Raw genomic sequence first — 13,425 nt, 5'->3', positions numbered from 1 at the left:
GGCCTACAACACTGGGCCTGTGTGTCCCCGTGGCTCCGGGTACGGTGGTGGCGACGAATCGAGGTGTGATGGCGCCCAGGGATGCGGGCCGGTCGAGACGGTCGGCGGGCCAGCTGGAAAGCGAGATCCTGGGTGCGTTGTGGGCGGCCGACGGCCCGATGACCGCGATCGAAGTTCAGGCGGCCGTGGGCGGCGATCTCGCCTACAACACCGTCCACACCATCCTCTCCCGGCTACACGGCAAGGGACAGGTTCATCGGCTGGGGCCGGCGGGCCGCTCGACGTACAGGCCGGTGAAGGGCGCGGCGGAGGCGGCCGCCGAGCAGATGCGGGCCGCTCTGGACGCCGGAGCCGATCGCAACGAGATCCTGCTGCGCTTCGTCACCGCGCTCGACGCCGACGACGAGGCGGCTCTGCGGGCAGCGCTGGAGGCCGGCGCCTCGCGGTGACCGTCGCGGTCTGTCTGCTTCTGCTGGGGCCGGATGCCTCAGCGCCGGTCCTTGAGGCGGACGGTTGTATATGATCGTTTTCCGGTACATCTGCAACCTTGGGCATGCGTGAATCGGGAGTGGAAATGGCAGATCTTCGACCGGCGCCCGACGGAGTGGACACGTCCGTTCCGAACGTCGCCCGGATGTACGACTACTACCTGGGCGGCAAGGACCACTTCGCGGCCGACCGGGAGGCCGCCGAGCACATCCTGAAGATCTTCCCCGACACCCGATCGTCGGCAGTCGAGAACCGGGCCTTCCTCGCGCGCACCGTGCGATACCTGGTCGACGCCGGGGTGCGGCAGATCGTCGATATCGGCTCAGGGTTGCCGACGCAGGGCAACGTCCACGAGATCGCCCACCGGAGCGCTCCCGACACCCGCGTGGTCTATGTGGACTACGACCCGGTCGTGTGCGCGCACGCGCGGGCGCTGCTCAGCGACGGCGCGCTGGTGTCCGTCGTGGAGGCCGACGTACGGAATCCCGGCGACCTGCTGGCGAAGCTCGACGGGCTGGTCGACTTCGGGCAGCCGGTCGCGTTCATGCTCTACGCCGTGCTGCATTTCGTCCCGGACGCGGCCAAGCCGTACGAGATCGTGGAGAAGCTGCGAGCCGTGAGCGCGCCGGGCAGCTACTTGGCGATCTCGCACGCGCGCGACGCACGGCCCGACATGACGCCCGAGGCCCTCGAGATATACGAGAAGGCGACGGCATCACTCGCGCTGCGCAGCCACGCCGAGATCGAGCGGTTCTTCGACGGATACGAGCTGGTCGAGCCAGGCCTGGTCTATCCGGAGGACTGGCGGCCCGACGAGGACGAGCCGGTCTTCCAGCGGACGGCGTCGGTGGGATACGGCGGCGTCGGCCGTCTGCGCTGACCAGGCGCCGGCCGTACGGCAGGACGGGCCCGGACCCTGGGCATTCCGGCTAGCGGGAACCGCGGAGCTCCGGCTTCCGGGATCTGCGATGGATGCTGCCTGCACGGCGGGATTGGGTGCTGCCGTCGAAGACGGCGAGCATCCGCGGCGGAATCCTGAAAGGGACCACAGCCGCAGGAGAGAAGGCAGCCATGACCGCGACGACCCTTTCCGCCGAGCCCGCCTCGGCGCCGCGTCCGCACATGGATCCGGCCTTCGACGCGTCGCTCGGCGGCGCCCAGCGGTATCGCGCCGCCCCGCGACCGGCCCCGCAACCGGCCCGGCGACCGGTGCCCGGCCGCCGCGTGACGTGGGTCCTGCCGGACGAGCCGGCCGCGGTGACGCAGGCCCGCCACCTGATCGGCGAGACCCTGACCGGGTGGCAGGTGCCGGATCAGATCGACGTCGCGGAGTTGCTCGCCGACGAATTGATCACCAATGCCCTGCACCACGCGTGGGGGAAGCCGCTCCTGACCCTGTCCCTCATCGACGGTGTCCTCCGATGCGAGGTGAACGACCTGAGCCCGGAGCTTCCGCGCATGCGGCAGCCCGATGCGGACGAGACGAGCGGCAGGGGACTCCTCCTGCTCGAGCGTCTGTCCCTCCGGTGGGGCTCGGTCCGCACCTACTCGGGCAAGGTCGTCTGGTTCGAGATGGCGGCTCGCTCCTGACCGCGCACGCCGGGCCGGGGCCTCTCCTTCCGGCCGGGCGTCACCCTGGCACGTTCACCCTGGCACGACGTCGCGCGAGGCGGCGGTGAGGACGCCGGCGTGGTGCAGCCGGTCGCGGGCGGCGGAGATCGCTTCGGGGGTGGTCGCGAAGACCCGCCCGGCTTCGTCGAGCCGCGCGATGACACCGAGAGCGCGCAGCGGCTGGTGGTGGCCGTCGCGGATGCCGGAGACGTAGACGGTGACGCCGCGGTGTTCCAGGCGCCGGATGGCGTCGCCGAGCACCAGGGCGCCGCTCGCGTCCACGGCGGTGACGCGGGACATGCGCAGGATCACCACGGAGACGGCGGCGACCTCGGACAGCTCGAGCAGGAAGCGGTGGGCGGCGGCGAAGAACAATGGTCCGTCCAGCCGGTAGGCCACGATGTGCTCGGCGAGCAGCGCGTGTTCCTCATCGGTGTGGTCGCCGGACAGATCAGGACGGATCGGGACCTCGTCGAGGCGGACGTCGCGGGCGACGGCACGCAGGGCCAGGGCGCCGGCCACGATCAGGCCGAGTATCACGGCCTGGACGAGGTCGAGGGCCACGGTGGCGACCGCGGTCAGGACCAGCACCGCCGCGTCTCCGCGGGTCGCCCGGATCATCGCCTTGACCGACCCGGCCTCCACCATCCGGATCGACGTGGCCAGCAGCACGCCGGCGAGCGCGGCCAGCGGGATGCGGGACACCAGGCCGGCGGCGGTGTAGACGATGACGGCCAGGATGCCGGCGTGGGCCAGGGCGGCGAGCCGGGAGCCGGCGCCGGAGCGCACGTTGACCGCGGTACGGGCGATGGCCCCCGTCGCCGGGACGCCGCCGAACAGCGGGGCGGCCAGGTTGGCCAGGCCCTGGCCGAACAGCTCGCGGTCGGGATCGTGCCGGTGGTTGACGCTCATGCCGTCGGCGACCGCGGCCGACAACAGCGACTCCAGGGCGGCGAGCGCGGCGACCGCGACCGCGGGGGCGAGCAGCGACGGCAGCGCGCTCAGGTCGAGGAAGGACAGGGAGGGAGAGGGCAGCCCGGCGGGAAGGTCTCCGATTCGCGACACGGGCAGGCCGCCCAGCTCCGCGGCGACCGTGGCGACGACGACGGCGACCAGCGAGAACGGGAACGCGGGCCGAATTCGCGCGCCTGCGAGCATCAGCAGGGCCACGGCGACGGCGATGGCCACCGCCCACCACTGCGGATGGGCGACGAAGTCGGCCGCGGCCCGCCAGGCCACCACGATGACCTTGTCACCCTCGGGCACCGGCACGCCGAGGGCCGCAGGCACCTGCTGCAGGCCGATCACGCAGGCGATGCCGATGGTGAAGCCCTCGATCACGGGGGCGGGGACCAGGGCCATGTACTTTCCCGCACGGCCCAGGGCGAGCGCGACGAGCAGCAGACCGGCCAGCACGCCGACCGTCAGAACGCCCGAGGCGCCGTGCTGGTGCACGATCGGCACCAGAACCACGGTCATCGCACCGGTGGGACCGGACACCTGCAAGCCTGAACCGCCGAACACGGCCGCGACCGCACCGGCGATCACGGCGGTGGCCAGCCCCGCTTCGGCTCCCATGCCGGAGGAGATGCCGAATCCGAGCGCCAGCGGCAACGCGACGATCGCCACCGTGAGCCCGGCCAGCAGGTCGCGGCGCGGGCGGCGGGCCATGGCGGCGAGTTCCGCGCGCTCGGGCAGCACCGAGCGCACCCGGGACAGGCCCGAGGAGAGAAGAGTGCTCACCGAACGCCAGTCTCCGTGTCGAGCAGCTCGGTCAGCAACTCGTTCTGCCCGGTGAGCTTCTGCGTCAGGAGCTTGCGGGCCGCCCGCAGCAGATCGGCCACATCGCCCCCGGCCAGGGCGTACACCACGGTGGATCCGTCGCGGTGGGCGGTCACCATGCTCGACCGGCGCAGGACGGCGAGGTGCTGCGACAGGCCTGTCGGCTCCACCTCGATGGCGGCGAGAAGCTCTCGCACCGGCATGGGCCCGTCCTGCAGCAGCTCAAGGACGCGGATCCGTACGGGGTGCCCGAGCAGGCGGAACAGCTCGGCCTTCGCCTCGTACAACGGCACCGACATCATCAGATCGTCCCCTCGCCAGGCGCGGCTTCCTCGACGCCGATCGGAACACCGTGCGCGCGGGCCAGCCGCACGACGTCCTCCCATTCTCCTTCGGCGACGATGAGATCGTCGGCGTCGCCGTCGCGGCGGGCCTGCTCGAGCGCCGCCCGCGCCAGACGCGCCCGCTCCCTGATCGCAGCGGCGAACGGCCCACTCATGGCATCCCTCTCCGTCGGTTTCGGCGGACTTCATGGTGCCGCTAATTGCGTAAATTCGCAATTCCTAACCCGGAGAGTCGGACGTAGGCGACAAATAACGCTTTTCGTTCACTGATCATGACCGGTACGGTTGGCGTCCGTGTATCGCCCTCTCCTTTACGCCGCGCTCGTGCCGGCGTTGCTCATAACCGCCTGCACGGCCGAGCCCTCCGCCGCCCCCGAGCCCGCTTCCTCCGGCGCCGCCTCCGCCGCCCCGTCGCCGACCCCGTCTGTGGACACGTACGCGGCCTGGAAGGACGGGCAGTCCACGCCCGTCAGCGACCCGATCTACCCGAAGAGGGGCACCGACGCCCTCGACGTGCTCCACTACGACCTCGCGCTGGACTGGTCGCCGTCGAAGCGTGTTCTCACCGGCAAGGCGACCCTGCAGATCCGGCCGACGAAGGACGCGCAGTCGTTCAGCCTCGACCTTGTGCCCTACACGATCGACTCGGTGACAGTCGACGACGCCCCTGCGACAGGGGAGGTGACCAAGGAGAAGCTCACCGTCGCAACCCCTGTCACCAAGGACAAGCCGTTCACCCTCGTCGTGGCCTACCACGGCAAGCCGAAGACCGTCCCGATGCCGTCGAAGCGTGGCGACTCCGAACCGCTGGGGCTGACCGTCGACAAGGCCGGCGGCCTGTGGACGATGCAGGAGCCGTACGGGGCGTTCACCTGGTATCCGGCGAACGACCAGCCGTCGGACGAGGCGCTCTACGACATCGCCGTGACGGTGCCGAAGGGCTGGTCCGGCATCGCGAGCGGCACCCCCAAGGGGCAGGACGGAAACACCTTCCGCTACCAGAGCACCGATCCGGTCGCGTCGTACCTGACGACGCTCGCCGTCGGGAAGTACAAGAAGGTCACCGCGAAGGGCCCCCACGGGCTGCCGCTGACCTACTGGTACCGGCCGAGCGACAAGCGTGCCCTCCCGATCTTGAAGAAGTCCCCGAAGTACCTGACCTGGCTGGAGAAGAAGTTCGGCCCCTACCCCTTCCCCAGCGGTGGCGTCGTCATGGTGGAGTCCGAATCGGGGATGGAGACCCAGCAGATGGTCACCCTGGGGTCCGCCGTGCTCTCCTTCGGCGCGGACCAGTTCGAGCTGGACGTCGTGCACGAATACGCCCACCAGTGGTTCGGCGACGCCGTCACGCCGGCCGATTGGCAGGACCTGTGGCTCAACGAGGGCTGGGCAGAGTACGCCCAGTTGGTCTACCAGAAGGAAACGGCCCACGCGACCGACGCCGACCTAGACGCCTGGTTGCGGCAGTCCGACGCGGCCCTGCGCAAGCAGTACGGCCCGCCTGGTCACCCCAAGCCGTCGGAGTTCGCCATGAGCAACGTGTACATCTGCGGGGCGGCGATGCTCCGCCAGTTGCAGAGCGCGATCGGCGACAAGAAGTTCTTCGCGTTGGCCCGCGCCTGGGCGCAGGAGCACAAGAACACCCAGCAGACCCGTGAGTCGTTCACCGAGTTCGTCAACAAGTTCACCGGCAAGGACTTCACCAAGCTCATCGACGCCTGGCTGGACTCCCGTACCACCCCGCCGAAGTCGCTGAAGGAGAGTAAGGCGTAGAAGGCGAGGGGCGGCTCCCCGGCAGGGGAGCCGTCCTCCGCGTCGCCGGTCAGTCGGCGTGCCGGCCGCGGCGGTCTTCCCGCACCACTTCGGCCGGGGTCTTGTCCGGCCGCAGCCCGCGCCACGACGGGTGCCTCAGGTACCCGTCGCCGGTCCACTCGCCGTACTGCACCTCGCCGACGAGCCGCGGCTCCACCCAGTGCGCGTTCCTGGCGTGTTCGCGCGGCACCGGCCCGTCGAACGGGGAACCCGGCCGCCCCAGCGGCGCGAGCATCTCGCGGAGGTCCCGGAGCGCGGCCTCGGTGAACCCGGTCCCGACGTGGCCGGCGAACACCAGCCGTCCCGCCTCGTCGTGGACGCCGAGCAGCAGCGACCCGATCATGCCCTCGCGGCGTCCGCCGCCCGGCTTCCATCCGCCGATCACGACCTCCTGCGTGGCGAAGTTTTTGACCTTCGTCCAGTCGGGCGAGCGCCGTCCCGGCCGGTAGGGCGAGTCGAGCCGCTTGGCGACCACGCCTTCCAGGCCCATCTGCCGCGACATGTCGAGCGCGGTCCGCCCCGCGTCGTTGAACCATCCCGGCACCTGCCACCGCGCGCCCGGCGTGACCACCTCTTCGAGCAGCCTGCGCCGTTCCACGTACGGCATGCCGATCGACGTCGAGGCGTCGAGGTGCAGGATGTCGAAGACGAGATAGGTGACGGGCACGAGCCGCACCAGCTGTACGATCTTGTCTCTGTTCCGCTGGTGCATCCGCGGCTGGAGCCGCCCGAACGAGGGCCGACCGGCCTCGTCGAACGCCACGATCTCCCCGTCGAGGACGCAGTCGTGCCCGCCGGTCGCGCCGGCGAGCGGGTAGACCTCCGGATAGGCGACGGTGACGTCCTTGCCGTTGCGGGACATCAGCCTGAGGCCGCGGCTCTCCACGTAGGCCAGCACCCGGACGCCGTCCCACTTCATCTCGTGGCCGTAGTCGTCGCCCGGCTCAGGCAGGGAGCCGAGCTGGGCCGTCATCGGCGCGTACGCGGGGAGCGATCCCACGACGGTCCTGGTACCCCAAGCAGAGATCAGTACGGGGACGCGCGCGGCCAGGCCGCAGGAGTATCGGCGAACGAATGGTGATCGGCGAAGAGCGCCCGTCTCCCCCCGAGGACGGGCGCCCTTCGTGTCCCTCATTCAGCAGCGGGACAGCCTGGCGGGAACTCTGAAACGCCAGGCCCAAGCGATTCCCACCTGCGCGGAACCTCGGTAAGGAGGAGGCGCGAGCACGACGCTAGCAGTGCCGCAGGCCCGGATCGGCGGCCGAATCGTGGCGCGTCGCCGGTGAGTGGGTCATTTTTCGGTCAACAGCTCTGCTCGTCCGCGTGCCGGGGGAGGACGCAGGACCGCCTGCGGCGCGGGTTGGACTGCGTCATGAGGGGCACGCCGGTGACACCCGGGTTGAGGAGGCGCGCGATGGCACGCAACTTCAAGATCCGCCCCTTGGGCGGCGCGGCGGGCTGTCTGGCGATGATCGCGGTGTCGCTCGTGCTCTCGCTCCTGCTGACGATTCTCGTCAACGTGCTGATCCGCTGATCCGCGCCGAGTCGTCAGAGGTGCCGGGCTCAGCGCCGGCGGCGCGAATCGTCCTCATCGGGCAGGGCTCTCGCCGTGCGGCGCCTGAGGGCAGCGACCATCTGGATGACGGCGGACAACGCCACCACGCCGAAGACGATCGTTGCAATGGTCACGCCCACCGCCGCGGAGGCCACGGCGACGGTCAGGGCCAGAATGAACAGGACGGAGCCCGCCCGGATCTCGATCACGTCGCGCGGCGTCTCCTCGGTGCCGGGCTCTCGTTTCGGAGCGTCATGCATGATCACAGGGTCCCTTCTGATCGGCGGGGCCCGGGTTGTTCTTCGCTCCCATGCCCTCCGGATGGAGCGGAAACATTCCTTGCCGACCTGGTGGAAAGTTCATGACCACGGCATGGGGATGGGCCCCGTGTGAACGGGTAACCGGTCCGCCCATGGGGGAGATTCTGGTCGGAACGGCGTCGTGGACCGACAAGACGCTCTTGCAGTCCGGGTGGTATCCGCCGGGCGTCACGACGCCGGAGGAGCGCCTGCGCTACTACGCGGAGCGGTTTCCGCTGGTGGAGGTCGACTCGACCTATTACGCGCTTCCCGCGGATGAGACGGCGCGGCTGTGGGCGCAGCGGACGCCGCCCGGCTTCACCTTCGACGTCAAGGCGTTCTCCCTGCTGACGGGGCACCCGACCCGCCCGGCGGCCCTGCCGAAGGACCTGCGGGTCGAATCCGGCCCCGAAACCAGGAACCTGTACCCGCGGGACCTGGACCCCGGCCGGATCGACCAGATCTGGGCACGATTCCTGGCCGCGCTGCGGCCGCTGGGGGAACAGGGCAAACTCGGCGCGCTGCTCTTCCAGTTCCCCCGATGGTTCCCGATCAGCAGGCGCAACAAGGACTACATCGTGGAATGCCGGCGACGGTGCGAGCCGCTGAGGATCTCCGTCGAATTCCGGAACCGGACCTGGATGTCGGAGGAGAACCAGGCCGAGACGCTGGAATTCCTCGGGAGGCATGCCATTCCGTACGTGTGCGTCGACATGCCTCAGGGCTACCCGTGTTCGATCCCACCCGTCACGGCGGTCACGGCGGACCTCGAAATAGTCCGGTTCCACGGGCGCAGCGACAAGTGGACGAGCAAGGACATCCACGAGCGCTTCGGCTATCTCTACTCCCGCGACGAGTTGAAGGAGTGGGCGCCCAGGCTGCGCGAGCTGGCGGAACAGACCTCCGGCACGCATGTGCTCATGAACAACTGCTATCGCGATTACGCGCAGGTCAACGCCGGCCAGCTCGCGGCCCTGCTGAGGGCCTCCCAATGCCCGGTCCGGCCGGCTTCCGCGGCGCAGGAGCAGTGAAGCAGGCGGGGGAGCGATGTCAGGCCGCGGGCGTCGGACCGGCGAGGCGGCTCACGACGTGGCCGGCGTCGCCGGACATCCCGCCGAGGAAACCCGAGGCGAACGTGTACTGGAAGGGCAAGCCGACGAAGCCCAGGTCCGGGACGGTACGGGACAGGCCGCGCCGGTGGATCGGCCATCCGTCGGGGCCGACGGCGCGCCGGTCCAGCCAGCCGTAGTCGGGACGGAACCCGGTGCACCAGACGATGTTGGACACCTCGGGCGCCCGTCCGTCGGCCAGCACCGCCCGCCCGTGCCGTACGCCGGTGACGCGGGGAACCCGCAGGACGCCGGCGTCACGCAGAACCGACTCCGACTGCCAGGTCAGCGGGCTGCCGCGCTGGGAAAGCCGGTGGCGTACGACGTCGCCCAGCCGGCCGGGCGGCACCCTGCGCTCGTAGAGCAGCCGGCGGAACGCCGCGTTGCGGACGAGCCAGAGCGGCACGCGGCCCGTCTTCGGCCCGGAGAGCCGGACCTCCCGCTCCCCGGCCAGATCGAGGGCGAGGTCGAGGGCGATGTCGGCGCCGGCGGTGCCGGCCCCGACCACGAGGACCGGTCCGGGCAGCAGGTCGGCGGGACGCCGGTACCGGCTCGAATGCAGCTGGCGCACCGCCGGGTCGACCTCGCCGGCGAATGCCGGAAACGCGGGGTGGCTCCAGGCCCCGGTGGCGACGACGACATGCCTGGCCTCTATCCGGACGCCGGTGGCGTCCACGTGGTGCCGCCCCCCTGCGTGACGGTGCGCGTGCACGGCGGTGCCGAGCCGGATCGGCAGCTCGAACCTGGCCGCGTACTCCGCCAGATAGTCGGCGATCTCGTCCTTGCCGGGATGGGCGTACGGCGGCAGCCGCACGGGCAGGCCGGGCAGCGCGCAGAATCGGGCCGGGGTGAAGAGCCGCAGGCAGTCGTAGCGGTGCCGCCATGAGTCGCCCGTGCGAGCGGCGGCGTCCAGGATGACGAACCGCCGCCCCTGCCGGCGCAGGTGCCAGCCGACCGCCAGCCCGGCTGCTCCGCCTCCCACGACCACCGTGTCGACCACAGTGTCGACCACCGTGTCGACGCGCTCGACGTCGTCTCGCCCCGACACGGACCCCCATCTCATCAGCGACCAAAGCGGTCATTTCACCGCGAATCGTAGCGGCATGCCTGGCCGGCCGGCACCGGTTCCCCTTCCGTGCGGATGCGGTCCCGGTCGCCGGGCGCGGCGGTGCGAACGCGGGCCAGGAGGGAGGCGAGCCAGTGGGAACGCCCGGCCATGAGCGGCCCCAGGACGGCGAGGAGCAGGACGTAACCCGCGACGAACGGAGCCAGACGCCGGTCGAGGCCCGCTCCGGCCGCCATGGCGGCCAGGATGAGAGCGAACTCGCCCCGGGCCAGCAGCGTGATGGCGATGTCGGCGGTCGGCCGAGGCCCGTAGCGGTGCAGGCGGGCGACGGCCAGCCCGGCGGCCACGTTCATCGCGACGGTCAGCGCGACGGCCGCGACCACGGGCACCGCGACGGAGCCGAGGTCCGCGGGGTCGATCGCCAGCCCGAAGGCGAAGAAGAAGATCGCGGCGAAGGCGTCCCGCATCGGATGCACCAGCTCGCGGATACGCGGCGCGGACGGCGTTCCCGCCATGATCAGGCCGACCATGAAGGCGCCGATCGCGTCCGCGACCCCCAGCACTTCGGAGACGCCGGCGACCAGTACGGCGGCGCCCAGGAAGCTCACGACCAGCAGTTCGTTGTCGCGGACGGCGATCAGGCGCCCGATCAGGCGGGTGCCGTAGCGGGCGGCCGCGGCCAGCAGCAGGAGGAAGCCGAACGCCTTGGCCGTCTGCAGGACGGTGTCCGTCACACCGTGCGCGCCGCTGATGACGGGCTGAAGAGCCGCCAGGTACAACGCGAGGAAGATGTCCTCGACCACGATCACACCGAGGATCAGCCGCGTCTCCGGGCGGCCGAGGCGCCCCAGGTCGATCAAGATCTTGGTGACGATCGCGGACGAGGAGATCCCCAGGACTCCGGCCAGGACCAGAGCCTCCCGCACACCCCATCCGACGGCGAATCCGAACCCCAGACCGGCGCCGACATTGAGCAGCAGGTAGATCCCGCCTGCCGCGACGAGGCGGCGGCCGCCGCTCCTGAGGTCGTCCAGGTGGAACTCCAGGCCCAGGTAGAACAGCAGCAACACGAGCCCGAGCGCGGCGAGCATCTCCAGTTCGCGAGCGTCGCCGACCAGCACGAGGCCCGGGGTGTGCGGGCCGAGCAGGATGCCGGCCAGCATGAACAGCGGAATGGTCGGCAGCCCTATGCGGCGGCCGAGGCGCGCGAGGAAGGCGGCGGCCAAGAACGCGCCGCCCATGGCGAGCAGGATGTCGGCATGTCCCACGGGTCACCACCTTTCGTGCACGGAGGATTCGATCGGCCCGTCACCGCGTACGCCGGTGGCCCCGGGCGTTCTGCGGGTCGAGCAGGTGGCCCGCCACAGCCGCCAGAACGAGTCCGGCCGTGATGAGCGGCACGTTCGGCAGCAGCAGGCCGGTCAGCAGGATCGCGACGCTGACGACCACGACGAGCCAGGTCAGCCCGCGCCGGCGGGCCGGCCGCGAAGACGACGCGGGGGCAGGCCGGGTCGTGCGTTCTCTCTGGTCGAGTTGTGCCATGGCTCCTCCTTCCCACGCGGATTGCGGTCCCGCTCCACGATGCCCGGGGGCGTGCTGCTCCCGCTATCGGTGCCGACCCCCAAATGTGCTGGTGGGAGGCCTGTAGGAACCGGGTAGATATGGGTGCCGGCACCGATGGACGGGCAAACGCACCATGGGTCGGAGAGGAGTGAAAGAAGGGAGGCGATCGGTGATGGCGTTGTTCAGGCGGATCTTCCTGCTGAACGCCGTGGTGCTGATCGTGGCCACCGGGCTGCTGCTCGGGCCCGTCACGGTCTCCACCCCCGTGCTGCTGACCGAGGCGGCGATCCTGGTGCTGGGCCTGGCCGCGATGCTCGTCGCCAACGCCGCGCTGCTGCGCGTCGGCCTGGCTCCCCTGCAACGGCTCACCCGGGCCATGACCACCATCGACCTGCTGCAGCCCGGGCGGCGGATCGCCGTCGACGGGCGCGGCGAGATCGCCGAACTGATCGCGGCCTTCGACGCCATGCTCGACCGCCTGGAGTCTGAACGGGCCGCCAGCACCGCTCGCGCCCTTTCCGCGCAGGAGTCCGAGCGTCACCGCATCGCCCGGGAACTTCACGACGAGATCGGCCAGACGCTCACCGCTGTCCTGCTCGAACTCAAGCGCATCGCCGACCACGCGCCGCCTGCCGTGGCGAAGGAGTTGCACCAGGCCCAGGAGACCACCCGGGCCAGCCTGGAGGAGATCCGCCGCATCGCCCGCCGCCTGCGCCCGGGAATCCTGGAAGAACTCGGCTTGACCAGGGCGCTCAAGGCGCTCAGCGACGAGTTCCGCACCCCTGAGCTCTTGGTGCGTCACCACCTCGATTCGGATCTGCCGCCTCTGGGACACGACGTCGAACTGGTGCTGTACCGCGTCGCCCAGGAAGGCCTCACCAACACCGCCAGGCACTCGTGTGCCAGGCACGTCGACCTGAGCCTTCACCGTGTCGCAGAAGGCGTGCAGCTGCGCATCCGCGACGACGGCCGCGGCGTCGGCGACGCCTCCGAAGGCGCAGGCATCCGCGGCATGCGGGAAAGGGCCTTGCTCGTCGGGGCCTCCCTGACCCTCGGCCCCGGCGCCGGCGGCGGCACCGAGGTCTGCCTGACCGTGCCCGTCGACGATCGGAGCCGCTGACATGCCCGAGGCGGGAACCGTCCGCATTCTGCTCGCCGACGACCACGCGCTCGTCCGCCGCGGCGTGCGGCTCATCCTCGACAACGAACCCGGCCTGAACGTCGTGGCCGAGGCGGGCGACGGCGCCCAAGCCGTCGAGCTGGCCCGCATCCACCACCCGGACCTGGCGATCCTCGACATCGCGATGCCCCGCATGACGGGCCTCCAGGCGGCGCGTGAGCTCTCCCGCATCCAGCCGGACCTGCGCATCCTCATGCTGACCATGTACGACAACGAGCAGTACTTCTTCGAGGCCCTCAGCGCCGGCGCGTCCGGTTACGTCCTCAAATCCGTCGCCGACCAGGACCTGATCGAGGCCTGCCGCGCCGCCATGCGGGGCGAACCCTTCCTCTATCCCGGCGCCGTCACCGCCCTCATCCGCAACTACCTCGATCGCGCCGGTGAAGGCGGCGCCGTACCCGCCAAAGCGATCACCGGACGCGAGGAGGAGATCCTGAAGCTCGTCGCCGAGGGGCACACCTCGCAGGAGATCGCCGGCATGCTCGTGATCAGCGTCAAGACCGTCGAGCGGCATCGGGCCAACCTGCTGCAGAAACTCGGCCTCAAGGACCGGCTGGAGCTCACCCGCTATGCCATCCGGGTCGGTTTGATCGAGCCGTAGAGCCTTGACGAATT

At 70.5% G+C, this 13,425-nt stretch carries 15 protein-coding genes; 7 read left to right on the top strand and 8 right to left on the bottom strand.

The genetic code is table 11. The features are described 5' to 3' along the window. Positions 1-68: 68 nt before the first annotated feature. The 3 genes from Pth03_RS12890 to Pth03_RS12880 all read left to right on the top strand — a co-directional run bounded on the left by Pth03_RS12890 (position 69) and on the right by Pth03_RS12880 (position 2,079). A complete protein-coding gene (locus Pth03_RS12890; protein ID WP_203944455.1) occupies positions 69-449 on the top strand; it encodes a BlaI/MecI/CopY family transcriptional regulator in 381 nt (126 codons plus the stop codon). Between the two features lie 125 nt (positions 450-574). Further along, positions 575-1,369: an SAM-dependent methyltransferase gene (locus tag Pth03_RS12885; RefSeq protein WP_203944454.1), complete on the top strand. Its 795-nt coding sequence runs from the start codon at positions 575-577 to the stop codon at positions 1,367-1,369. 191 nt (positions 1,370-1,560) lie between these two features. After that, positions 1,561-2,079: an ATP-binding protein gene (locus tag Pth03_RS12880; protein ID WP_203944453.1), complete on the top strand. Its 519-nt coding sequence runs from the start codon at positions 1,561-1,563 to the stop codon at positions 2,077-2,079. 54 nt (positions 2,080-2,133) lie between these two features. On the opposite strand, the gene Pth03_RS12875 is transcribed toward Pth03_RS12880, so the two are convergent. The 3 genes from Pth03_RS12875 to Pth03_RS12865 all read right to left on the bottom strand — a co-directional run bounded on the left by Pth03_RS12875 (position 2,134) and on the right by Pth03_RS12865 (position 4,381). Continuing rightward, the gene (locus Pth03_RS12875; RefSeq protein WP_203944515.1) at positions 2,134-3,771 is read right to left on the bottom strand and encodes a SulP family inorganic anion transporter; all 1,638 of its coding nucleotides are present in this window, start codon (positions 3,769-3,771) and stop codon (positions 2,134-2,136) included. Positions 3,772-3,839: 68 nt separating this feature from the next. After that, a complete protein-coding gene (locus tag Pth03_RS12870) occupies positions 3,840-4,181 on the bottom strand; it encodes an ArsR/SmtB family transcription factor (RefSeq protein ID WP_203944452.1) in 342 nt (113 codons plus the stop codon). Between the two features lie 2 nt (positions 4,182-4,183). Further along, positions 4,184-4,381, bottom strand: coding sequence for a hypothetical protein (locus Pth03_RS12865; protein ID WP_203944451.1), 198 nt, complete (start codon positions 4,379-4,381; stop codon positions 4,184-4,186). Positions 4,382-4,520: 139 nt separating this feature from the next. On the opposite strand from Pth03_RS12865, the gene Pth03_RS12860 reads away from it, so the two are divergent. Beyond that, positions 4,521-5,999 (top strand): M1 family metallopeptidase, encoded by a 1,479-nt coding sequence (locus Pth03_RS12860; protein ID WP_203944450.1) that lies wholly within the window; start codon positions 4,521-4,523, stop codon positions 5,997-5,999. Between the two features lie 49 nt (positions 6,000-6,048). On the opposite strand, the gene ligD is transcribed toward Pth03_RS12860, so the two are convergent. Then, positions 6,049-7,038: a non-homologous end-joining DNA ligase gene (gene ligD / locus Pth03_RS12855; RefSeq protein ID WP_239118994.1), complete on the bottom strand. Its 990-nt coding sequence runs from the start codon at positions 7,036-7,038 to the stop codon at positions 6,049-6,051. Between the two features lie 563 nt (positions 7,039-7,601). Continuing rightward, the gene (locus Pth03_RS12850) at positions 7,602-7,853 is read right to left on the bottom strand and encodes a hypothetical protein (RefSeq protein WP_203944449.1); all 252 of its coding nucleotides are present in this window, start codon (positions 7,851-7,853) and stop codon (positions 7,602-7,604) included. A 152-nt stretch (positions 7,854-8,005) separates the two neighbouring features. Here Pth03_RS12850 and Pth03_RS12845 point away from each other — a divergent pair, with 152 nt between their 5' ends. After that, positions 8,006-8,923 carry a DUF72 domain-containing protein gene (locus tag Pth03_RS12845; RefSeq protein ID WP_239118993.1) on the top strand — a complete coding sequence of 306 codons (918 nt, stop codon included), beginning with the start codon at positions 8,006-8,008 and terminating at the stop codon, positions 8,921-8,923. Between the two features lie 19 nt (positions 8,924-8,942). Here Pth03_RS12845 and Pth03_RS12840 read toward each other — a convergent pair whose 3' ends face one another. The 3 genes from Pth03_RS12840 to Pth03_RS12830 are packed head-to-tail and all read right to left on the bottom strand — an operon-like array spanning position 8,943 to position 11,609. Beyond that, positions 8,943-10,049 carry a flavin-containing monooxygenase gene (locus Pth03_RS12840; RefSeq protein WP_203944447.1) on the bottom strand — a complete coding sequence of 369 codons (1,107 nt, stop codon included), beginning with the start codon at positions 10,047-10,049 and terminating at the stop codon, positions 8,943-8,945. 35 nt (positions 10,050-10,084) lie between these two features. Beyond that, the gene (locus Pth03_RS12835; protein WP_239118992.1) at positions 10,085-11,335 is read right to left on the bottom strand and encodes a cation:proton antiporter; all 1,251 of its coding nucleotides are present in this window, start codon (positions 11,333-11,335) and stop codon (positions 10,085-10,087) included. Positions 11,336-11,375: 40 nt separating this feature from the next. After that, positions 11,376-11,609, bottom strand: coding sequence for a hypothetical protein (locus Pth03_RS12830; RefSeq protein ID WP_203944446.1), 234 nt, complete (start codon positions 11,607-11,609; stop codon positions 11,376-11,378). A gap of 193 nt (positions 11,610-11,802) precedes the next feature. On the opposite strand from Pth03_RS12830, the gene Pth03_RS12825 reads away from it, so the two are divergent. Both Pth03_RS12825 and Pth03_RS12820 read left to right on the top strand, forming a co-directional pair. Next, on the top strand, positions 11,803-12,750 hold the full coding sequence (locus tag Pth03_RS12825; protein WP_203944445.1) for a HAMP domain-containing sensor histidine kinase: 948 nt from the start codon (positions 11,803-11,805) through the stop codon (positions 12,748-12,750). 1 nt (position 12,751) lies between these two features. Continuing rightward, entirely contained in the window at positions 12,752-13,411 is a 660-nt protein-coding gene (locus Pth03_RS12820; RefSeq protein ID WP_203944444.1) for a response regulator, read from the top strand. The last annotated feature ends 14 nt before the right edge of the window (positions 13,412-13,425 follow it).

The sequence above is a fragment of the Planotetraspora thailandica genome (assembly GCF_016863335.1).
Classification (GTDB): Bacteria; Actinomycetota; Actinomycetes; order Streptosporangiales; family Streptosporangiaceae; genus Planotetraspora; species Planotetraspora thailandica.
Note: the sequence above shows the minus strand (reverse complement) of the source record. Positions and strands in the feature narration are given on the sequence as shown.

Coding starts and splice junctions, on each gene's coding strand:
- Pth03_RS12890 (WP_203944455.1), top strand. CDS start 69: ATGGCGCCCAGGGATGCGGGCCGGTCGAGACGGTCGGCGGGCCAGCTG.
- Pth03_RS12885 (WP_203944454.1), top strand. CDS start 575: ATGGCAGATCTTCGACCGGCGCCCGACGGAGTGGACACGTCCGTTCCG.
- Pth03_RS12880 (WP_203944453.1), top strand. CDS start 1,561: ATGACCGCGACGACCCTTTCCGCCGAGCCCGCCTCGGCGCCGCGTCCG.
- Pth03_RS12875 (WP_203944515.1), bottom strand. CDS start 3,771: ATGGCCCGCCGCCCGCGCCGCGACCTGCTGGCCGGGCTCACGGTGGCG.
- Pth03_RS12870 (WP_203944452.1), bottom strand. CDS start 4,181: ATGTCGGTGCCGTTGTACGAGGCGAAGGCCGAGCTGTTCCGCCTGCTC.
- Pth03_RS12865 (WP_203944451.1), bottom strand. CDS start 4,381: ATGAGTGGGCCGTTCGCCGCTGCGATCAGGGAGCGGGCGCGTCTGGCG.
- Pth03_RS12850 (WP_203944449.1), bottom strand. CDS start 7,853: ATGCATGACGCTCCGAAACGAGAGCCCGGCACCGAGGAGACGCCGCGC.
- Pth03_RS12845 (WP_239118993.1), top strand. CDS start 8,006: ATGGGGGAGATTCTGGTCGGAACGGCGTCGTGGACCGACAAGACGCTC.
- Pth03_RS12830 (WP_203944446.1), bottom strand. CDS start 11,609: ATGGCACAACTCGACCAGAGAGAACGCACGACCCGGCCTGCCCCCGCG.
- Pth03_RS12825 (WP_203944445.1), top strand. CDS start 11,803: ATGGCGTTGTTCAGGCGGATCTTCCTGCTGAACGCCGTGGTGCTGATC.
- Pth03_RS12820 (WP_203944444.1), top strand. CDS start 12,752: ATGCCCGAGGCGGGAACCGTCCGCATTCTGCTCGCCGACGACCACGCG.